This window comes from Sorangium sp. So ce367, from assembly GCF_051520455.1.
GTDB lineage: Bacteria > Myxococcota_A > Polyangia > Polyangiales > Polyangiaceae > Sorangium > Sorangium cellulosum_B.
In genome coordinates this window covers 10318510-10337527 of sequence record NZ_CP150334.1, presented here as the reverse complement: position 1 = coordinate 10337527, position 19018 = coordinate 10318510, and the positions used below count along the sequence as shown (strand labels likewise).

Annotated in this window: 20 protein-coding genes; 17 read left to right on the top strand and 3 right to left on the bottom strand. The window is 72.7% G+C overall.

Features of this window, described 5'->3' with window-relative positions:
* Positions 1–520 precede the first annotated feature (520 nt).
* The 5 genes from WME97_RS39185 to WME97_RS39165 all read left to right on the top strand — a co-directional run bounded on the left by WME97_RS39185 (position 521) and on the right by WME97_RS39165 (position 4335).
* Entirely contained in the window at positions 521–1279 is a 759-nt protein-coding gene (locus tag WME97_RS39185) for a DNA methyltransferase (protein WP_437555578.1), read from the top strand.
* Positions 1280–1324: 45 nt separating this feature from the next.
* On the top strand, positions 1325–2284 hold the full coding sequence (locus tag WME97_RS39180; RefSeq protein WP_437545299.1) for a gluconeogenesis factor YvcK family protein: 960 nt from the start codon (positions 1325–1327) through the stop codon (positions 2282–2284).
* A gap of 646 nt (positions 2285–2930) precedes the next feature.
* The gene (locus WME97_RS39175) at positions 2931–3314 is read left to right on the top strand and encodes a hypothetical protein (protein WP_437545297.1); all 384 of its coding nucleotides are present in this window, start codon (positions 2931–2933) and stop codon (positions 3312–3314) included.
* A gap of 182 nt (positions 3315–3496) precedes the next feature.
* On the top strand, positions 3497–4102 hold the full coding sequence (locus WME97_RS39170; protein ID WP_437545295.1) for a hypothetical protein: 606 nt from the start codon (positions 3497–3499) through the stop codon (positions 4100–4102).
* Between the two features lie 62 nt (positions 4103–4164).
* Entirely contained in the window at positions 4165–4335 is a 171-nt protein-coding gene (locus WME97_RS39165; protein WP_437545293.1) for a hypothetical protein, read from the top strand.
* 10 nt (positions 4336–4345) lie between these two features.
* Here the strand turns inward: WME97_RS39165 and WME97_RS39160 are convergent, their stop codons facing one another.
* Both WME97_RS39160 and WME97_RS39155 read right to left on the bottom strand, forming a co-directional pair.
* Positions 4346–5290 (bottom strand): hypothetical protein, encoded by a 945-nt coding sequence (locus WME97_RS39160; protein WP_437545291.1) that lies wholly within the window; start codon positions 5288–5290, stop codon positions 4346–4348.
* Positions 5287–6189, bottom strand: coding sequence for an SPFH domain-containing protein (locus tag WME97_RS39155; RefSeq protein WP_437545290.1), 903 nt, complete (start codon positions 6187–6189; stop codon positions 5287–5289). The genes WME97_RS39160 and WME97_RS39155 overlap by 4 nt, the downstream gene beginning before the upstream one ends.
* Before the next feature lie 143 nt (positions 6190–6332).
* Between WME97_RS39155 and WME97_RS39150 the strand changes: the two genes are divergently transcribed.
* Entirely contained in the window at positions 6333–7694 is a 1362-nt protein-coding gene (locus WME97_RS39150) for a serine/threonine protein kinase (protein ID WP_437545288.1), read from the top strand.
* Between the two features lie 37 nt (positions 7695–7731).
* Here the strand turns inward: WME97_RS39150 and WME97_RS39145 are convergent, their stop codons facing one another.
* The gene (locus WME97_RS39145) at positions 7732–8454 is read right to left on the bottom strand and encodes a polyprenol monophosphomannose synthase (RefSeq protein ID WP_437545286.1); all 723 of its coding nucleotides are present in this window, start codon (positions 8452–8454) and stop codon (positions 7732–7734) included.
* Positions 8455–8816: 362 nt separating this feature from the next.
* Here WME97_RS39145 and trxA point away from each other — a divergent pair, with 362 nt between their 5' ends.
* The 11 genes from trxA (at position 8817) to WME97_RS39090 (ending at position 18900) form a co-directional block, all read left to right on the top strand.
* Positions 8817–9140 carry a thioredoxin gene (trxA, locus tag WME97_RS39140; RefSeq protein ID WP_437545284.1) on the top strand — a complete coding sequence of 108 codons (324 nt, stop codon included), beginning with the start codon at positions 8817–8819 and terminating at the stop codon, positions 9138–9140.
* A gap of 260 nt (positions 9141–9400) precedes the next feature.
* Complete coding sequence (gene gap, locus WME97_RS39135; protein ID WP_437545282.1) at positions 9401–10426, top strand: type I glyceraldehyde-3-phosphate dehydrogenase; 1026 nt, start codon at positions 9401–9403, stop codon at positions 10424–10426.
* Between the two features lie 4 nt (positions 10427–10430).
* Positions 10431–11666, top strand: coding sequence for a phosphoglycerate kinase (locus WME97_RS39130; protein ID WP_437545280.1), 1236 nt, complete (start codon positions 10431–10433; stop codon positions 11664–11666).
* A gap of 5 nt (positions 11667–11671) precedes the next feature.
* Entirely contained in the window at positions 11672–12505 is an 834-nt protein-coding gene (gene tpiA / locus WME97_RS39125; protein ID WP_012239956.1) for a triose-phosphate isomerase, read from the top strand.
* Positions 12506–12611: 106 nt separating this feature from the next.
* Positions 12612–12884 (top strand): preprotein translocase subunit SecG, encoded by a 273-nt coding sequence (secG, locus tag WME97_RS39120; RefSeq protein WP_437545278.1) that lies wholly within the window; start codon positions 12612–12614, stop codon positions 12882–12884.
* A gap of 69 nt (positions 12885–12953) precedes the next feature.
* Positions 12954–14537 (top strand): hypothetical protein, encoded by a 1584-nt coding sequence (locus WME97_RS39115; RefSeq protein WP_437545276.1) that lies wholly within the window; start codon positions 12954–12956, stop codon positions 14535–14537.
* The gene (locus tag WME97_RS39110; protein ID WP_437545274.1) at positions 14534–15208 is read left to right on the top strand and encodes an acyltransferase; all 675 of its coding nucleotides are present in this window, start codon (positions 14534–14536) and stop codon (positions 15206–15208) included. The genes WME97_RS39115 and WME97_RS39110 overlap by 4 nt, the downstream gene beginning before the upstream one ends.
* Positions 15205–16323, top strand: a complete 1119-nt coding sequence (locus WME97_RS39105; RefSeq protein WP_437545273.1) for a DegT/DnrJ/EryC1/StrS family aminotransferase — start codon at positions 15205–15207, stop codon at positions 16321–16323. The genes WME97_RS39110 and WME97_RS39105 overlap by 4 nt, the downstream gene beginning before the upstream one ends.
* 134 nt (positions 16324–16457) lie before the next feature.
* Positions 16458–17564, top strand: a complete 1107-nt coding sequence (locus WME97_RS39100) for a hypothetical protein (RefSeq protein ID WP_437545271.1) — start codon at positions 16458–16460, stop codon at positions 17562–17564.
* Entirely contained in the window at positions 17561–18118 is a 558-nt protein-coding gene (locus tag WME97_RS39095) for a hypothetical protein (RefSeq protein ID WP_437545269.1), read from the top strand. Before WME97_RS39100 ends, WME97_RS39095 begins: the two co-directional genes overlap by 4 nt.
* A gap of 5 nt (positions 18119–18123) precedes the next feature.
* Complete coding sequence (locus WME97_RS39090) at positions 18124–18900, top strand: formyl transferase (protein WP_437545267.1); 777 nt, start codon at positions 18124–18126, stop codon at positions 18898–18900.
* The last annotated feature ends 118 nt before the right edge of the window (positions 18901–19018 follow it).

Sequence of the window (19018 nt, the reverse complement as noted above, 5' to 3'; positions counted from 1 at the left end):
ACCGACGTTGCCCCCCGGCGGCCGACGCGACCGACGTTGCGTCCCACGACGCGACCGACGTTGCGCCCCACGTCGACTGGAGGGCGGCGATGTCGTACGGATCGGCCGATCCCGGGCGCTTGGGGCTCGCGCTCGGCGAGTGCCCGAGGCGCTGACGGAGCGCGCCCCGCCCGCGCCGCGTCGCGCGCGGGTCCAGGCAGCTCGCCGGGGCCGAGCTCCGCCGTTTTGTTGACAGATCCGCGCAGTTCGATTGGATGGCCGCGTGTCCCCCGTGAAGCGCGCATCGACCACCCTCCACCCCACCCTGACGCTCGGCGACGCGCTGGAGCACTACGCCTCCTGGCCGAGACCCACCGTGATTGTCTCCGACGGTGCTTATGGCGTCTCCGGTTTTCCCGGCGATCCCCCGACGCACGACGGGCTCGCCGCGTGGTACGCGCCCCACGTCGCCGTCTGGTCGGAGCGCGCCTTGCCGTCCGCCACCCTCTGGTTCTGGGCGACGGAGATCGGGTGGGCGACGGTGCACCCGCTGCTCGAGCAGCACGGCTGGGAGTACCGGACCTGCCACGTCTGGGACAAGGGAATCGCCCACATCGCGGGCAACGCGAACACCCGGACGCTGCGCAAGTTCCCCGTGGTGAGCGAGGTGTGCGTGCAGTACGTGCGCAAGGTCTTCCTGGAGAGCGCCGGCGTGCGGCTGCCCCTCAAGACCTGGCTGCGGCATGAATGGGAGCGCTCGGGCCTCCCCCTGCGCCAGACGAACGAGGCGTGCGGCGTGAAGAACGCGGCCACGAGGAAGTACTTCACCCGCTGCCACCTCTGGTATTACCCCCCGGCCTCGGCGTTCGAGCAGATCGCCGCCTTCGCGAACGCGCACGGCCGCCCCGAGGGGCGACCCTACTTCTCGGTCGATGGCAAGCGGCCGTTGACGGGCGAGGAGTGGGCTACCCTGAGAGCCAAATTCCATTGCGAGGTCGGCGTGACCAACGTCTGGCAGGAGCCGGCGGTCCGCGGCCCCGAACGCTTCAAGGAGGACACCCGGTCGATCCACGGCAACCAGAAGCCCCTCAAGCTGCTCGATCGCATCATCCGCGCATCGTCCGATCCAGGCGATGTCGTCTGGGAGCCATTCGGGGGGCTCTGCTCGGTCGCGGTGGCGGCCTTCACCGCAGGGAGGCGCTGCTACAGCGCCGAGATCGCGCCCACGTACCACGCCGTCGCGTCGCGCCGCCTCGCGAAGTGCGCGCCGCAGCCGCGCGTCGAGATCTCGGCGGCCTGACGGTCGGTATCGGCCCCGCTCGTCCGCATGGTAGCCTGCTCCCCCATGGCGACGCCGAAGATCGTGACCGTGGGAGGGGGGACGGGCCATTACACGCTCCTCACCGGCCTGCGTGACCTGAGCGTCCGCATCACCGCGATCGTGACCATGATGGATTCGGGCGGGAGCTCCGGGAGGCTCCGGGACGAGTACGGACTCCTCCCGCCGGGCGACTTCACGCGTTGCCTCGTCGCCCTGTCCGAGCACCCGGAAGCGCTGAAGGAGCTGCTCGGCCACCGCTTCCGCTCGGGGAGCCTCGGTGGGCACACCCTGCGCAACCTGATATTCACCGCGGTGCAAGAGATCACAGGCTCGCTCCCCCTCACGGTCGAGCGCCTGCACGAGATCTTCTCCGTCAAGAACCGCGTCCTCCCGGTCACGATGGATCACGTCGATCTCGTGATGCACCTCGAGAACGACCGGACCATCCGCGGCGAAGCATCGATTGACAACCTCTCCGACATGCTCGATGCGCCGGTGCTCTCGGTCTATCTGGATCCCGAGGCCCAGGCGTATCCAGCGGCGCTCGACGCGATCGCGGAGGCCGATCTCATCATCCTCGGGCCGGGAGATCTCTACACGAGCCTCGTGCCGAACCTCCTGGTCAAGGGCGTGCGAGAGGCCATCGCGGCGAGCCGCGCCCGCGCGATGTTCGTGTGCAACCTGATGACGAAGCCCAACGAGACCCCCGGCTACACGGTCGAGGACTTCGTGGGGACCATCGCCATGTACCTCGGCGAGGCCAGGCTCGACGCGGTGCTGGTCAACGACGTCTGGCCCTCCGAGGGCCTCGAGGAGTACGCCTCCGCCGGCTCCGAGCCGGTCGTGACCTCGCCGGACAAACCGCTCGCCTCCGACCTCCTCGTCCCTGCCGACCTGCTGTTCGGCGGCAAGCTGATTCGCCACGACCCGCGCAAGCTCTCGGCCGCGATCGTCTCGCTCGCCCGCCAGCGCTCGTGGTGGTGAGGCGCCGGGCCCGGCTCCGCTGGCCCGGCCCTACGCTCGACGGCCACCCGCGGCGCGCCTCCGGGAGGCGGCGCTGCCGCGGCGGCCGGTGGCCTCGGGCCGGCGCGGCCGCGCACGACGATCAGGCGGTCTCCGGTGCATCGGGCAGATGAGCCGGCCGAACAGCACCGTTATGAGCGACATGGGTGAGGCAACTCACGCAACGGGTGTGCCGGGAGCAAGCGCGTCGCGCGCGCGTCGGTCTCGGAGGCGCCGCGTGCAACCGGCGCTCCCAGCTCGCTCCGAGCGCTGGTCAGCGGTACCGATCGAGCACGAGCGTCGCCTCCGTGAGCGTGGGCGCAGCTCGCCGCATTCGAGGTTTGTGCAGACAGCCTCTCCTCCGATGCGACGATATCGGGTGAGCCGCCGATCGAGGTGGGATCATTTGCCACGCCCGGCCAAGTTGCCTCATCGCACGAGGGCGCCCTCGCCTGCGGGCGCCCTCGCCGCTGGCGCAAGCGGCTCGCCCGCTGCCGCGCGAGCCGCGCGGGCTCACGCGTGGCTGCGCGTCGGCCGCCCCGGCGCTTGCTGCTGGTATGTGCTTCGCATGGCGCCGGGAGCTAACGCCACTTCCGTGGCTGATCATCTCAGGACGAGGTAGAGCGCTATGAGCATCAGTAACGACCAGTACACTTCGGGCGGGTACAAGAACGGGATTTACGAGGGCGGCTCGCAGGAGTCCGGCTCGCACGAGCCTGGCGCGCCGCAGACGCAGGGCGGCGAGGGCGCGGTGAGCCTCGACATGCTGCTGAAGTTCGCCAAGGACATCCAGACCAAGGTCAAGGACGTCCCGTACATCGTCCCGATCGCGATCGGCGGAGCGGCGTTTGCGATTGGCGTGCTCGCCAGCTCGAAGATCCTGCGCCAGCTCACCGTCCTCGCCGGCGGCTACGCGGTCAAGTACGCGATCCAGAACGTCCCCAGGGAGCCGATCATCGACTTTGCAAAGAAGGTCGTGTCCGACTCATTCCGGGCGTCGTCGAGGGCCTGAGCCGGAGACGCGCTGCGGCGCGCGCAGAGGCGCTCGCCCGCCTACAGCCGTGCGTGCTCCGGTGGAAGGCAGCCCGACCTGAGATCCTACCTTCGTCGCGCCGGCGGCACACGTGCCCCCGTTTCTGGCATCATGGAGGCGGGGGTGCGGACGCGCCGCCAGCGCGCGGCCGGGAGGACGTCATGGACATCCGGGAGAGCATCGAAGTCCGCTGGTTTCTACCTGCGGACGACGCTCGGGCGACGCGGCTCGTGTCGTGGTTCTCGCGTGTGTTCTCCGAAGCGCCCCGGCATGACCGCTACCGGTGTCTCCGGCGCGCCGATCTCGGGATCAAGAAGCGCGGCGGGCGGCCGAAGGGCCTGGAGGTCAAGTGTCGGGTCTGCGCCCTCGGATCCATCCATCTCTCTCCCACGGTGCTGGGTGAGCTGGAGCGGTGGACGAAGCTCACCCTCTCGTCGACGGACGCCGATGACAGCGGGTGGATGACCCTCACCAAGGAGCGCCGGGTGAGGGTGTTCGGGCTGGTGGGCGGACGCGCCGTCGAGGTGATGGACGGCGCGCACCCCGGAGCCGGGTGTGCTGTCGAGCTGACGCGCGTCGCCGTGGGGGAAGGCGAGAGCGCGGCTGCTCCGGCGGCGTGGTCGCTGGGCCTCGAAGCGTTCGGTCCGCCAGCGACCCTGCTCGAAGCGCTTTATGCCGTGGGCCGCGCGGCGTTCGTGGAGGTGCCCGACCTCGGCCTCACGTCCGTTGAATCGAAGGGGTATCCGGCGTGGCTCGCCGAGCGGTGAGCGCAGGGGCTCGTCGCGCGCGATACCCTGCTGCCCTTCTGAGCTCCAGGGAGAGTGATCGTATGATGAATGTTACTTCAGACGCCCTGCAGCTCAACACGCAGCGTGACCTCCGCGCTGCGCTCCAGCATGCGATCCGGAGCATGACCCGCCCGGAGAACCCCCCCGCGCGCAACGGCGCTGCGACGCCCGGCGCCGGCGCCGCGACGCCCGGCCTGCTGGCGCGGGGCTGACCGCTGCGCGTCACGGGAGCTCGCCGCCGCCGCCGCAGAGCAGCGCGGCGAGCTCCTCCGTCCGCTCCGGCGTCGCGAGGTCCCCGGCTGTGACGGTGATCGCGCGGATCCCCTCGGCTCTCCAGCCGCCTTGCTCGCGCTCCGAGGCCGCCGTGATCCGGACGCGCATGAGCTCGCCGGACGCCACGACCGCGAGCTCCACGCCTTCGCCCTCCGGCCCGTCACCGCGGCGGATGGTCACCGCCACCGCGCCGCGCGCCGCGAGCGCCCGCGCGAGCCGGGCCTCCGGCGCCGCCGCTCCGCCGAGCGGGTAGAGCGCCGTGGCGAGCTCCACGGACGCGATCGCCTCGGAGGCGCTCGTCCCCGCGTCGCGCACCGCCCGCCGCAGCCGCTCCGCGCGCTCGCCGTCGCGGTCGAGCGCCGCGCGATCCGCTGGCTCGAGCCGCACCACGCAGCGCACCAGCGCGGCGCCCCCGCTCGAGACCTGCGCTGCCTCGAGCCGCGCGCGGCGGAGCATCGCCGCGCCCCGCGCGTCGCCCGACGCCTCGAGCAGGGCCGCCGCGCCGCCGAGCACCGCGTCCGGAGCCGGCCGCTCCGGCGCCGCCGGGAGGGCGGCCTCCCGGTAGATCTGGCTCCACCCGCGCCCGACGCCGGGCAGGCGCAGCACCAGCGACAGATCGGCGAGCTCCGTCTCCGGCGTGCGGACCGCGCTCGCGAACGCCTCCTTCACCGCCGCGAGGCGGCTCGGATCCGCGGTGAGCGCCGCGAACTCGGGCGCGTCGACGGCCAGCGAGAGGCGCGACGCGCTCACCTCGCGCGACCCCAGCGTCCACCGCTGGGGCGGGGCGGCGAGCGCGAGCTCCCCGCCGGCGACGAGGGCGGAGAGCCCGCGCTCGCCGCGCGCCTCGAGCAGCGCCGCGACCGCGGCCTTGAGCGCGGTCAGCGCCGGGATCACGCCCCGCCCATGCGCCCGCGCCGCGCCGTCCGCTGCTCCTCGAGCGCGGCCTCCTCTTCGAGGGCCGCCTCGGCCTCGCGCTGCGCCTCGGCGTCGACCGCGCGTTGCCCCTGCTGGACGCGCGCGGGCTTCGCCTCGGTCGCCGCCGCCTCGGCCATCGCGACCGCCGCGTGCCGCACGTCGTCGTACGGCTTCGCGAGGTCGAAGATCACCTTGGTGTTGCCCTGGCTCAGGTTCGCCAGCGCCTCGAAGCGGCGCAGCTCCATCGCCCCGGGCGAGCGCGCGAGGATGCCCGCCGCCTCCGCGAAGTTCTTCGCGCTCTCCACGTCGGCCTCGCTCTTGATGACCACATAGCGCCGATCGCGCTCGGCGATCGCGCCCTTCGCGAGCACCTCCTGCATCTGGGGCGGCAGCGCGATGTCCTGGAGGCCGATCATCTCCACGTGCAGGCCCCACGCGGCCGCCACCGCCTCGACCTGCGCGCGCACCTTGGCGGCGACCTCCTCGCGGTGCGCGAGCAGCTCGTCGAGCCGCGTCTCGCCCACCACGTCGCGCAGCACGACCTTCGCGCGATCCTTCATCGCGTTCTCGTAGTTCTCGACGGCCAGCGTGGCCTTCTCCGGATCGACGACGCGGTAATAGACGACCGCGTCGACCATCGTGGTCACGTTGTCGCGGGTGATCACCATCTGCTGGAGGAGATCGCGGTTCTTCATCCGCGTGTCGATGCGCCGCAGCTCCTGGATCCCCGGGAGGAACAGCGTCACCCCGGGGGATACGCGGCCGGTCAGCTTGCCGAGCGTGAAGCGCAGCGCGGCCTCCCACTGGTTGATCTGCCGCAGCCCCGACAGCAGGTAGAGCGCGGTGAACAGCCCGAGCACGGCGAGGATCAGCGACATCGCTCGCGACTCTAGCAGAGCGGATGGCGCGGGCCGCGCGTCGGCGGGCGTCCGGACGTCCGGACGTTCGCGCGCGCTCGCGGGCGCCCAGGCGCGGCTTCGACCTGGTGTCGTTGCCCGGGCGGTGTACTCTCGCTCCCTCGATGGGTGCCGAGCCGAGCCAGGCGTTGCGCGACGGCCGCTACGTGATCACGCGCGCCCTCGGCGAAGGGGCTCAGGGGCACACGCTCGAGGCCGTCGACAAGCGGCTCGGCAAGCTCGTCGCGATCAAGCGGTTCCAGATCCGCGGCGCCTCGAGCTGGAAGAGCGTGGAGCTCGCCGAGCGCGAGGCCCGGGTGCTCGCGTCGCTCTCGCACCCGAGCCTGCCAGGCTACCTCGATCATTTCGAGGAGGACGGAGCGCTCTTCCTGGTGATGGAGAAGATCGAGGGCGAGAGCCTGGGCGCGATGCGCCGTCGCCGCGCGGTGCTCGGGCGGGACGACATCCTCCGCTTCCTGCGGGACGCCTCGGGCGTGCTCGACTACCTGCACGGCCGCGCGCCGCCGGTCATCCACCGCGACATCAAGCCGAACAACGTGATCCGCCGGCCCGACGGCTCCTTCGCGATCGTCGACTTCGGCGCGGTCCGCGATCGCATGCGTCCCGAGGGCGGGAGCACCGTGGTCGGCACGTTCGGGTACATGGCGCCGGAGCAGTTCCAGGGCCGCGCGCTGCCCGCGTCGGACGTCTATGCGGTCGGCGCGACCGCGCTCTGCCTGCTCACCGGCGAGGAGCCGGAGAACCTGCCGCACCGAGGGCTCGCGATCGACGTGCCCGCTGCCCTCGGCGATCGAGCCGATCCTCGCCTCGTCCGGGCGCTCTCCGCGATGCTGGAGCCCGACCCGGACCGCCGCGCCGCGCGCATCGCACCGCTCCTTTCGGGGCTCGGAGCGGGCGGCGCGCGCCCCGAGACGGCGCGCGCTGGCGAGCCCGCGGAGGGCTCCGGGGAGCGCGGGGCGCGCAAGGAGGAGCGGCGCACGCGCAAGGAAGAGAAGCGCGCGCGCAAGGAGGAGCGGCGCGCGCGCCGGCACGAGGGGCGCCCGTCGCTCGATCGCGGCCTTGTGGGCCTGCCGCTCGTCGCCGCGCTGTTCGGCCTCACCGTCGCGCGCATCGCCGTCGGCGTCGCGCTCGGGGTGATCGTCCCGACGGTGCTGACGCTGCTGTCCCTGGTGTTCGGCCGCGTGCTGCGCGAGAAGGCCGCGCCGAACGTGCGCAGGGCCGGGCGGGTCGCCGATCTCGCGCTGCGCCGCGCCACACGCGTCGTCCGCGGGCGCCCGGCGCCGGAGGACGCGGCCCAGCGCGGCCAGGCCGCAGCGGCGCGCGTGCGCTTCGAGGAGCAGGAGGCCCCCGGTCGATCGCGCATCCACGACGGCGACGTCGCGCTGGACGAGGAGCTCGACGAGGAGCTCGACGAGCCGGGCCGCAGGCACGCCGCCTCGCGGCCGCCTCGCCCGGGGGAGCGCTGAGCGCAGCGCGCGCTCGCGCTCCGGCGGGGCCGCGCGATCAGATGCGACCGCGCGCGGCGTCGAGCTTCAGGCGGAAGACCTCGACGATCGCCTCGGCGAAGATCCGGCGGCTCATCTTCGAGCGGCCTGCGCGGCGGTCGACGAACACGATCGGCACCTCGACCACGCGCAGCCCTTTGCGCAGCGCGCGGTAGGTCGTCTCGATCTGGAACGCATAGCCGTTCGAGCGCACGCTGCCGAGATCGAGCGAGAGGAGCGCGCGCCGCGTGAACGCCTTGTAGCCGGTCGTGAGGTCGCGGATGCCGACGCCCAGGATGGTCCGCGCGTAGAGGGAGCCGCCCTTCGAGAGCACGTGCCGCCCGAGGCCCCAGCCCTCGACGCCGCCACCCGGCATGTTGCGCGAGCCGAGCACGACGTCGGCGCCTTGCGCGATCGCGTCGAGGAACGCCGGCAGGTGGCGCGGGTCGTGCGAGAGGTCGGCGTCCATCTCGAACGCGACGTCGTAGCCGCCGTCCAGGGCGCGCTGGAAGCCCTCCAGGTAGGCCGTGCCGAGCCCGCGCTTCGCCGCCCGGTGGAGCACGCGGACGCGCCCGTCGCGCGCGGCGAGCTCGTCGCCGAGCGCGCCTGTCCCGTCGGGCGACGCGTCGTCGACGACGAGCACGTGCGCCTCCGGGGCCGCCGCGAGGACGGAGCTTACGAACTCGGCGAGGTTGTCTCGCTCGTTGTACGTCGGCGTGATGATGAGGGTTCGGGGGGCCATCCTGGCTCGGCGCTGCGCGAGCGGGCGCTCGCACGCGGGGTCGTGCGCGCCGTGCAGCGTCGCGCGCCAGGTCCGCGGGCGTCCGCTCGCGCTCAGGCCTCCGCTGCGTCGGCCAGCACGGGCGCTCCGGCGCCGGGCGATCTACCAAAACGACGGAGCAGGCGGAAGGTTCCGCGGGGGCGCCGCGAGCGCCTTGTGGGTTGCCGGAGGCGTGCGCGCCGGGTACTTTCCTTTCCCGACAGGGCGGTCCGCTCTGCATCGGGCCGATAGGCCGGCGCGGCCTCGGTCAACTCACGGGGCGCGCCCCGCGCAGCACAGGCGCGGCCCCGAACATGAACAGCGCGGCACCGACGGAGACAATCATGGCAGGCGAGCACGTCGTCACCCTCACCAACGAGAATTTCGAGTCCGAGGTCATCAACTCCCCGATCCCGGTGCTCGTGGACTTCACGGCCACCTGGTGCGGGCCCTGCAAGCAGCTCGCGCCGATCGTCGCCACGATCGCCGCGGAGTCCCAGGGCACGCTGAAGGTCGGCAAGCTCGACATCGACGCGGCGCCCAAGCTCGCCCAGAAATACAACGTCCGCGCCGTTCCGACGTGCATCCTGTTCCGGGGCGGCGAGAAGGCGGGCTCGTACACCGGCGTCGCGAGCAAGGAGAAGCTCCTCCGGGAGCTCGGCGTCTGATCCGCGGCCGCGCCTGACGCCGGCCTGACAGATCCCGGCGCGACAGCGCCCGAGCGCGCCGGCGCGCCCCTTCCCACAGGCCGAAACCACCCCAAATACCGACCGAAAGCCCTCCCGGCGAGGCGCCGCTCCGGCCAGCCGGCCGCGGCCCCGCCGCCGCCGGCGCTCCACGTCGCCGGCGCCCCGCGGCTGAGGCTTTGCTTGACCGTCGCGCGCGAGGTGACTACGACTCGCGCCGGCCACTTTCCCAGGAGTTCGTGATGGCGACGAAGATCGCAATTAACGGTTTTGGGCGCATCGGACGCTGCATTGTCCGCGCGCTTTACGAGCGCGGCGTGAAGGATATCGAGCTGGTCGCCATCAACGACCTGACGGATCCGGCGACGCTCGCCCACCTCTTCCAGTACGACTCGATCCACCGCGAGTTCAAGGCGGCGAAGGTCGGTCACGGCGACAAGCACATCAGCATCGGCGATCGGAAGATCGAGGTCCTCGCGCTGAAGGATCCGGCCGAGCTGCCGTGGAAGAGCCTCGGCGTCGACATCGTCCTCGAGTGCACGGGCATCTTCACGGACAAGGCGAAGGCCGCCGGCCACATCAACGCGGGCGCCAAGCGCGTGATCATCAGCGCGCCGGCCAAGGGCCACGACCTCACGGTCGTGATGGGCGTGAACGACGAGCTCTACGACGCGCAGAAGCACACGGTCATCTCGTGCGGCTCCTGCACGACGAACTGCCTCGCCCCCATCGCCAAGGTGATGCTCGACAACTTCGGCATCGTCCGCGGCCTGATGACGACGGTCCACTCGTACACGAACGACCAGCACCTGCTCGACATCCCGCACCGCAAGGGCGACCTGCGCCGCGCGCGCGCCGCCGCGGTCAACATGATCCCCTCGAGCACCGGCGCCGCGAAGGCGCTGTCCGAGGTCATCCCGGCGCTCAAGGGCAAGTTCGACGGGCTCGCGATCCGCGTCCCCACGGTCGACGTCTCGCTCGTGGACCTCACCCTCGAGACCGAGAAGCCGATCACGAAGGAGAGCATCCACGCCGCGATGAAGCAGGCCGCCGAGCAGGGGCCGATGAAGGACGTCCTCAACTACACCGATCGGGAGCTCGTCTCGGGCGACTTCATCGGCTCCCCCGCGTCGAGCACCTTCGACTCGACCATGACGTCGGTCCTCGGCGATCGCTTCGCGAAGATCTTCTCCTGGTACGACAACGAGTGGGGCTTCTCGAACCGCATGATCGACCTCGCGCAGCTCGTGGCGAGGAAGGGCGTCTAGCGCCGTGAAGCTCACCGGAATCCGCTCCGTCGAAGACCTCGCCGCCGCAGGGGACGCCGCCGGCCTCAGCGGCAAGCGCGTCTTCATCCGCGTCGACTTCAACGTCCCGCTCGACAAGAAGACGGGCAAGATCACGGACGACTCGCGCATCCGCGAGGCGATCCCGACGATCAAGCTCGTCATGGAGGCGGGCGCGAAGGTGATCCTCGCGTCGCACCTCGGCCGCCCGAAGCCGGGCAAGACCGAGGGGCTCTCGCTGGAGCCGTGCGGGGGGCGGCTCAGTGAGCTCACGGGCTACGAGGTCCACCTGCCGGACGACTGTGTCGGCGACTCGCCCAAGAAGGTCATCTACGACCTCCGGGCGGGCCAGATCTGCCTCCTCGAGAACCTCCGCTTCCACGAGGAGGAGGAGAAGGACGACGAGGGGTTCGCGCGCCAGCTCGCCGAGCTCTGCGACGTCTACGTCGACGACGCCTTCGGCGCCGTGCACCGCGCCCACGCGTCGGTGCACGCGCTGCCGCGCCTCATGCGCGAGCGCGCCGCCGGCCTCCTCCTCCAGAAGGAGCTCAAGGCGTTGACCCGGCTCGTCGATCGCCCGGAGAAGCCTTACGTCGCCGTCCTCGGCGGCGCCAAGGTCTCCGACAAGATCGACGTCGTCGAGGCGCTCCTCAACGTGGTCGACACCCTGTGCATCGGCGGCGCGATGGCGAACACCTTCCTCGCCGCGCAGGGCAAGAACCTGCAGAAGAGCCGGATCGAGGAGGACAAGCTCCCGCTGGCGCGCACGATCATGAGCAAGGCGCGCGATCGGGGCATCCAGCTCCTCCTGCCCGTCGACGCCGTCGTCGCCTCGAGCATCGACGCGACGCAGGGCCAGCCCGCGTCCGTCGACGCGATCCCCGAGGGCACGATGGCGCTCGACATCGGCCCCCGCTCGATCGAGCAGTTCGGCCAGGCGATCGAGCGCGCGAAGACGGTGTTCTGGAACGGCCCGATGGGCCTCTTCGAGACGCCGGCCTTCTCCAAGGGCACGTTCGACGTCGCGCGCATCATGAGCGGCGCCTCCGGCTTCACGGTGGTCGGCGGCGGCGACAGCGCGGCGGCGGTCAAGCAGGCCGGCGAGCACATCGCCAAGGGCTTCGATCACATCTCGACCGGCGGCGGCGCTTCGCTCGAGCTCATCGAGGGCAAGCGTCTCCCGGGCGTCGAGGCGCTCCGGTCGGCCGAGGTGAGCGAGTGAAGCCCGTGAACGATGGGGGCACGTCCGCGGAGGCGGGCGCCGCCCCGCGGGCGGCCTCGCGTCGTCCGCTCATCGCCGGCAACTGGAAGATGAACGCCGGGGGCCAGGACGCATGTCCCCTCTCGGCGGCCGTCGCCAAGGCGACGCGCGAGCTCACGCGGGCCGAGGTGGTGGTCGCTCCGCCGTTCACGGCGATCGCCGCCGTGGCCCACGAGCTCGCGGAGGCGAAGAGCGAGGTCGGCATCGCCGCGCAGAACATGAGCGCCGAGGTCTCCGGGGCGTTCACCGGCGAGGTCTCCTCGGGCATGCTCAAGGACGCGGGCGCGACCTGGGTGATCCTCGGGCACAGCGAGCGGCGGCAGCTGTTCGCCGAGACCGACGAGTCGGTCGCCCGGAAGGTCGCCTCGGCGATGGCCGCCGAGCTGCGCCCCATCGTCTGCGTCGGCGAGACGCTCGAGCAGCGCGAGGCGGGTGAGACGCTCGCCGTTGTCGAGCGGCAGGTCCGCGCCGTCCTCGACGAGCTCGCGAAGCAGCCCGGCTTCGGCGTCATCGCCTACGAGCCGGTCTGGGCGATCGGGACGGGCAAGGTCGCGCGCGCCGAGGACGCCCAGGAGGTGCACGCGTTCATCCGCGGCCTGCTCGCGAAGGCCTCGGAGGATCTCGCGGGCGTCACGCGCATCCTCTACGGCGGCAGCGTCAAGGCCGACAACGCCGAGGCGCTGCTCGCCCAGGACGATATCGACGGCGCGCTGGTCGGCGGGGCTTCGCTCGACGCCGCTGGCTTCGCCAAGATCGTCGACGCCGCTCACCGACTGGCGGAGCGCGCGGAACAGGGGTAGATCGCAGGCCGCTCCCGTCTCGCCGCGGGAGCGCCGGCCTGCCCTCTGGCCCACTTGCCCCTTGGGCCCCTCGCGCGGTCCAGACTCACCCAGCTGAAAGACGCCGATGCTTCACACGTTCCTCAACATCGTGCACGTGTTCGTCTGTCTGTTCCTGATCCTCGTCGTGCTCCTCCAGCAGGGCCGCGGGGGCGGGATGGGCTCGGCCATGGGCGGCGCGACGGCGCAGGTGTTCGGCGGCCGCGGCGCGGGCAACTTCATGACCCGCCTCACGGCCATCTGCGCCGTCGTCTTCATGGCGACGAGCGTGTCGCTCGCCTACCTCTCGTCGGCAGGCGACCGCGAGCTGCGCGAGTTCGAGAAATCCCAGGAAAAGTAGGCTCGCGTGCTAGGGCCCGCCCCCGCGCCGGGGAGGGAAGCGGGTAGGGCGCTCGACGCGAGATCGTCCGTGGAGGCGGCGTCGGCCGCCTCCGTCCCTTTCGCGCGCGACCTTGCCCTCGTCGCCCTCGCCAAGGCGGTCGTCTCCGCCCTGGTCCTCGCGCTCGGCTTCCGGGCGGTGAGCGATGACGACTTCGCGCGCGTGGTCCTCGCGCAGGCGTGGGCCCACGCGCCCCGGCTCGACCCGACGGGGACGAGCTGGCTGCCTGTCCCTTTCTGGCTCACCGGCACGCTCTTCCGCGTCTTCGCGCCGACCCTCGAGGTCGCCCGCGCCATCGCCTTCGCCCTCGGCCTCGCTTCGGCCGCGCTCGTCCACCTCGCCGCCCGCTGGATCACGGGTGACCGCCGCGCCGCGCTCGCCGGCGCGCTGCTCGCCGGCGCCTTTCCCTGGAGCGCTTGCCTCGGCGTGGCGACGGTCCCCGAGCTGCCGACCGCCGCCCTCTCGCTGTTCGCTGTGGCGTCGCTCGTCACGCCGCCGGCCGGGCCTGCGCCCCCGGCTGGGCGCGCCCTCGTTGGCGCGGTCGCGCTCGTGCTCGCGACGCTCTCCCGCTACGAACCCTGGTCCGTCGCCGTCGCCTTCGCGGCGATGGCGCTGCTCGCCGCCGCCCGCCTCGGCCAGAGCCGCGGCGCTCAGGCGAAGCTCGCGCTCGCCGCGCTCGTCGCGCTCGCCGGGCCCGCCGCGTGGATCGCATGGAACCGCGTCGCTCACGGCGACGCGCTGCATTTCCTGGCCCGCGTCGCCTCCTACCGCAACGCGATCGGCCCGGGCGGCGACGGCTCCCTGCTGCGGCTCTTCGCGTACCCTGCCGCGATGGTCCGCGAGGAGCCGGAGCTCTTCGCGTGGCCCATCGCCATCGCCCTCGTCGCATGGCGCGCCCGCCGCGGCGCTGCGCCGGGGGCGGTGCTTCCACCGCTCCTTCGTGCGGCCCGTCCGTACGCGCTCCCTGGCGCCGTCGCCGCCTTCCAGATCGCGGCGCTCTCGCTCGCCCTCGTGCGCGACGGCGCGCCCACCCACCACCCCGAGCGAGCGACCCTCCTCGCGTTGCTCTTGCTCGCGCTCGCCGTCGGAGATCTCTCGGCGCGCGCCTTCCGGGGCGCCTCGGCCGGCGCGCGGCGCGCCCTCGGCGGCGCGCTGCTGGTGGTGCTCGCCCTCGGCGCCTTCTTCCGCCCGCACCTGCGCCGCGAGCACTTCAATCCGCGGAGGGACGAGGTCGCCATCGGCCGCGCCGCCGCGGAGCTCACGCCTCCTTCCGCGCCCGTCCTCCTCGAGGTCGCCGACTATGGCCACCTCGCGGCGCTCGCCGCCCTGGGGCGTCCCGAGGGGGTGCACCCCGATCGCTCGATCGATCCCCGAGATCCGCCTGTCCGCTCGAGCTTCGAGGACCCTGCCTCGCTCGCGCACCGCGCCGCCGGCCTGGGCGCCGCCTACCTCATCGGGCGCGTCAGGCCACCGGTCATCGATTTCGCCGGCCCGCCGCTCGCGACGCGCGGCGCCTGGGGGATCTGGCCGGTGCCTCCGGCAGGCGGCGCGCTGGGGGCCTTGCCGGAGGGTGGCTCCAGGGGCCCTGCGCACCCCGTGGACGGGGCGCCATGAGCGAGCCCGCAAAGCCCTTCTTCGCGCACCCGTCTGCGTGCATCGACGAGCCCTGCGACATCGGCGAGGGGACGAAGGTGTGGCACTTCTGCCATGTCTCGGCCGGGGCGCGGATCGGCCGCGCCTGCGTCCTCGGCCAGAACGTCTTCGTCGCGGGCGCCGCCGTCATCGGTGATGGCGTCCGGATCCAGAACAACGTGTCTCTTTATGACGGCACCCTGGTCGAGGACGACGTGTTCCTCGGCCCGTCCGCGGTGCTCACCAACGTCGTCAACCCGCGTGCCCCGATCGACCGCCGCGCGTTCCTCGACACGACGCGCATCCGTCGCGGCGCCACCGTGGGCGCCAATGCCACCATCGTCTGCGGCGTCACGATAGGGCGCCATGCGTTCGTCGGCGCCGGCGCCGTCGTCACGCGCGACGTGCCCGACTATGCGCTCGTCACCGGCGTGCCGGCCCGGCGTACCGGCTGGATGAGCCGCCACGGTCACAAGCTCGTCGCCTCGCGCGACGGCCTCCTGCGCTGCCCCGAGAGCGGCTTTCGCTACGAGCGCCGTGGCGACATCGTCCGTTGCCTCGACCTCGACGAGGACGCGCCGCTCGCCCGGCCCCGCGCCGCGGCCACGCGCCATTACCGCGATCCCCTCTCCGCGGAGGACACCGACGGATGACCGCGCCTGTTCCCTTCTTCGATCGCGCCCGCGGCGATCTCGCCATGCAGGACGAGCTCTCCGCCGTGTTCCAGTCGGTCCTCCGGAGCGGCCACTACATCCTCGGTCCGGAGGTCGAGGCCTTCGAGTCGGAGTGCGCCGCGTACCTCGGCGTCCGGCACGCGATCGGCGTCTCTTCCGGCACCGACGCGCTGCTCGTCGCGCTGATGGCGCTCGGCGTCGGAGCGGGCGACGAGGTCGTGTGCCCCGCCTACACGTTCTTCGCGACCGCGGGCGCCATCCATCGCACCGGCGCCACGCCCGTCTTCGCGGACGTGCTCCCTCATTCGTTGAACCTCGACCCCGCCTCCGCGGCGCGCGCCCTGACGGAGCGCACCCGGGCGATCCTCGCCGTCCACCTCTTCGGCGGCTGCGCGCCCATGGACGAGCTCCTCGCGATCGCGGGCGGCCGCGGCCTGCCGGTCATCGAGGACGCGGCCCAGGCGTTCGGCGCCGAGCGCGGCGGCCGCCGCGCCGGGGCGCTCGGGCTCATGGGGTGCTTCTCGTTCTTCCCGACCAAGAACCTCGGCGGCTTCGGCGATGGCGGGCTCGTGACCACCGATCACGATGAGCTCGCGGAGCGCGTCCGGACGCTCAGGGCGCAGGGCGCTCGGAAGAAGCACCATCACACCTGCGTCGGCGGCAACTTCCGGCTCGACGCGCTCCAGGCGGCGCTCCTCCGGCGCAAGCTCCCGCGGCTCGGCGCGCTCCTCGAGCGGCGGCGTGAGCACGCCGCGCGGTATGCCGCGCTGCTCGGCGGGCGAGATCTGCCCCTCGCGCTGCCGGACGCCGGCGCTGCGGGGCGCACGTTCAATCAGTATGTGATTCGCCTGAAGGATGCCTCTCTGCGCGATCCGCTGCGGAGCTCGCTCGCGGAGCGGGGCATCGGCACCGAGATCTATTATCCCGCGCCGCTCCACCTCCAGCCCTGCTTCGCGCGCCTTGGCCCGCCGGAGGGCTCCCTTCCGGTCGCAGAGGCGGCGGCGCGCGACACGCTCGCGCTCCCCATCTTTCCCGAGCTCACGGGCGACGAGGTCGCACGCGTGGCGGCCGCTATCGCCTCGTTCTTCGGTTGAGCCGGGCGCCTCGGCGCGGCGGCGTCAAGGCACCTCGGCTGCACCTCGCGTCGAGCGCGGCGCGCGTGCGCCATGGCGCCGGGCTCCGGCTTGCCGGATCGCGCGAGCGGGTGCTAGCGTGCGCCGCGCTGACGATGTTGCCGGCTCGCGCCATCACCCCGACGCCTTCCAGCGATCACCTCGCGCTGGGGGTCTCAGTACGGGAGCGGGCTCCGGCGGTCTCGACCGTGCACCACGTCGACGTCGACGGCACGGTCTGGGCGAGCCATGGGCGCGTCGTGCTGCGCCGCGCCCGCGGCGTCGGCGCGTTCGAGCCGTTTTGCCGGTTTCCCGCGGCGATGCCGCGTGACGCCATGGCCTTCCAGCGCCTGCTCGTCCGGGCGGCGCGCGCCGACAAGTGCAACGTGTACCGCACGTCGCGCGGCGTCGTCATCGGGGTTCGCGCGGGGACGATCTACCGGCTCGAGGAGGGGCGCGATCCGGCGCCGCTGGGCGCGATCGCTGGCGACTGCGTCCTGCACCGCGGGATCGCGGAGGACCCTCTCGGCGCCGCGTACCTCGGCGAGTACACGAGGAACGAGCGCCGTGGATCAGTGCGCGTTCACCGGGTCGCCCCTGACGGCGACCGCGTCGAGGTAGCCCACGAGTTCTCCGCGGGGTCGGTGCGGCATGTTCATGGCATCTTCGCCGACCCGTTCGACGTCGGCGCGGCGTGGGTGACCACCGGTGATCTCGACGGCGAGTGCTACCTGTGGCGAACGCGCGACTGGTTCCGCACGATCGAGAGGTTCGGGGACGGCACGCAGCGCTGGCGCGCCGTGCAGCTGTTCTTCACCGCGGACCACGTGTGCTGGTTGACCGACTCCGAGGTGACGCAGAACCATGCATGCCGCGCCGATCGACGCACGCTCGCCCTCGAGGTGGGCTGTGCGATCCCCGCCTCGGCGTGGCACGGGGCCCAGCTCCCCGGTCCGGTGCTCATCGCGCTCACGGTCGTCGAGCGCGGCGCTGGGGTTCACCGCGACACGGCGGCCGTCCTCGCGAGCCGCGACGGGATCACCTGGCGGGAGCTCGCCTGCTTCCGCAAGGATCGATGGAGTCCCTACTGGTTGTTCAAGAACGGTGTCCTCACGCTGCCGTCTGGGCACCTGCGTCAGGACGATCTCTGGTTGAGCGGAGAGGCGCTTGTGGGCCTCGACGGGAGCAGCGTGCGTATCGCGATCGACGGAGGATTGCCGTGACCCTGCGCGATCGCGTGCTGGCGGGCGTCCGCGCCGCCGCGGTGTGGCTCGATGATCCCGCCCGGGGGCGCGAGCGCCGGAGCCGCCTCGAGGCCGCGCTGCGACGGGCTGCGTCCGGGGTGACCCGCGCCGCGCCGGCGCGCGCCGAGGGCGCCCTCCGCCCGGCGCTGGAGCAGCGCCGGTGGCGCGCTGGCGCGTGCGCCGACATCGAGGCGGCGCTCGCCGCGGGCGACGCTCGGGGAGCCGAGGAGCTCGAGCGGCTGCTTCGTCATGTCGAGCTGCGTCGCGGCGATGCCTTGGCGGAGATCGAGCCGCCGCAGGATCGCGCCGGCGTCGCGCGTGAGCGCGCCGCGGTCTGCTCGCTGCTCGCGCGGCAGGCGCCAGCGCGCCGCGACTGGCGGCTGCTCAACGCCGCCCTCAAGCTCGCGGATCGGTTCGCGCCGGGGATGTCGTGGCGGGTCGGACCCGAGGTCGCCGCGGACTGGGCCGCGGCGCTCCGTGACGTCGAATCCGCGCTTGCGGAGCTGGAGTTGCAATGCGCATCGCGCTCCTAGCGCCCGTGCATACAAGCATGTACGCGCGGCTGCTCGCGTGGCGGCTCGGTCGCACCGACGGCATCGAGCTGACCGACGTCCTGCTGCGAGCGCCTTACCAGCTCGACCGGCTCCGCGACGAGCTTCGCCTCACCACGCCCGGCCGCGTGCTCGCCAAGGTCACCGGCAAGGTCCTGGTCGGCAGCCTCTCGTCCCCCCGCGAGGGGGAGCGATCGGTGCGGGACATCGCCGCCGAGGAGGGGCTCCCCGGGGCGTCCCTGCGAGACGTCGCTGCGGCGATCGGCGCGCGGTTCCACGTGGTCCAGAACCACAACGACGAGCGGTCGCTGGCCGCGCTCCGGGCCGCCGCGCCCGACCTGATCGTGTTCGCGGGCGGCGGCCTGCTTCGCGCCCCGCTGCTGGCGATTCCCAGGATCGGTGTCCTCAACGCCCATGCGGGCGTCTTGCCCAGGTACCGTGGCATGGACGTCGCGCTGTGGCCCTTCCTCGAGGACGGCCCGCCCGAGCTCGGGGTCACCGTGCACCTCATCGACACGGGCGTCGACACCGGGCCCGTCCTGCTGGTCGAGCGGTTCGCGCTCGAGCCCGGAGACGACCACCCGGCCGTGATGAGGCGCGTCGAGCGCGTCGGGCTCGAGCTCATGTGTCGCGCGGTGCGCGGCCTGCGCGACGGGACCTTGACGCCTGCCCCCCAGGCCGCCGACGCGGGGCGACAGCATTTCGTGCTGCACCCTGCGATCGCGGCGATCGCGGCGCGGCGGCTCCGGGCGCTCGCCCGCTGATCACGCCCCCGCATCGCACGCGCGCCGCCGGCTCCTCGACAGCGAGATCTCCCCTCGCCGGGGCCCCGGGTCGATGACCCGCCGCGCGCCCTCATCCGGCGGCTCCCTCGCGCGGCGC

Coding starts and splice junctions, on each gene's coding strand:
- WME97_RS39180 (WP_437545299.1), top strand. CDS start 1,325: ATGGCGACGCCGAAGATCGTGACCGTGGGAGGGGGGACGGGCCATTAC.
- WME97_RS39175 (WP_437545297.1), top strand. CDS start 2,931: ATGAGCATCAGTAACGACCAGTACACTTCGGGCGGGTACAAGAACGGG.
- WME97_RS39170 (WP_437545295.1), top strand. CDS start 3,497: ATGGACATCCGGGAGAGCATCGAAGTCCGCTGGTTTCTACCTGCGGAC.
- WME97_RS39165 (WP_437545293.1), top strand. CDS start 4,165: ATGATGAATGTTACTTCAGACGCCCTGCAGCTCAACACGCAGCGTGAC.
- WME97_RS39155 (WP_437545290.1), bottom strand. CDS start 6,189: ATGTCGCTGATCCTCGCCGTGCTCGGGCTGTTCACCGCGCTCTACCTG.
- WME97_RS39150 (WP_437545288.1), top strand. CDS start 6,333: ATGGGTGCCGAGCCGAGCCAGGCGTTGCGCGACGGCCGCTACGTGATC.
- WME97_RS39145 (WP_437545286.1), bottom strand. CDS start 8,454: ATGGCCCCCCGAACCCTCATCATCACGCCGACGTACAACGAGCGAGAC.
- trxA (WP_437545284.1), top strand. CDS start 8,817: ATGGCAGGCGAGCACGTCGTCACCCTCACCAACGAGAATTTCGAGTCC.
- gap (WP_437545282.1), top strand. CDS start 9,401: ATGGCGACGAAGATCGCAATTAACGGTTTTGGGCGCATCGGACGCTGC.
- secG (WP_437545278.1), top strand. CDS start 12,612: ATGCTTCACACGTTCCTCAACATCGTGCACGTGTTCGTCTGTCTGTTC.
- WME97_RS39110 (WP_437545274.1), top strand. CDS start 14,534: ATGAGCGAGCCCGCAAAGCCCTTCTTCGCGCACCCGTCTGCGTGCATC.
- WME97_RS39105 (WP_437545273.1), top strand. CDS start 15,205: ATGACCGCGCCTGTTCCCTTCTTCGATCGCGCCCGCGGCGATCTCGCC.
- WME97_RS39100 (WP_437545271.1), top strand. CDS start 16,458: ATGTTGCCGGCTCGCGCCATCACCCCGACGCCTTCCAGCGATCACCTC.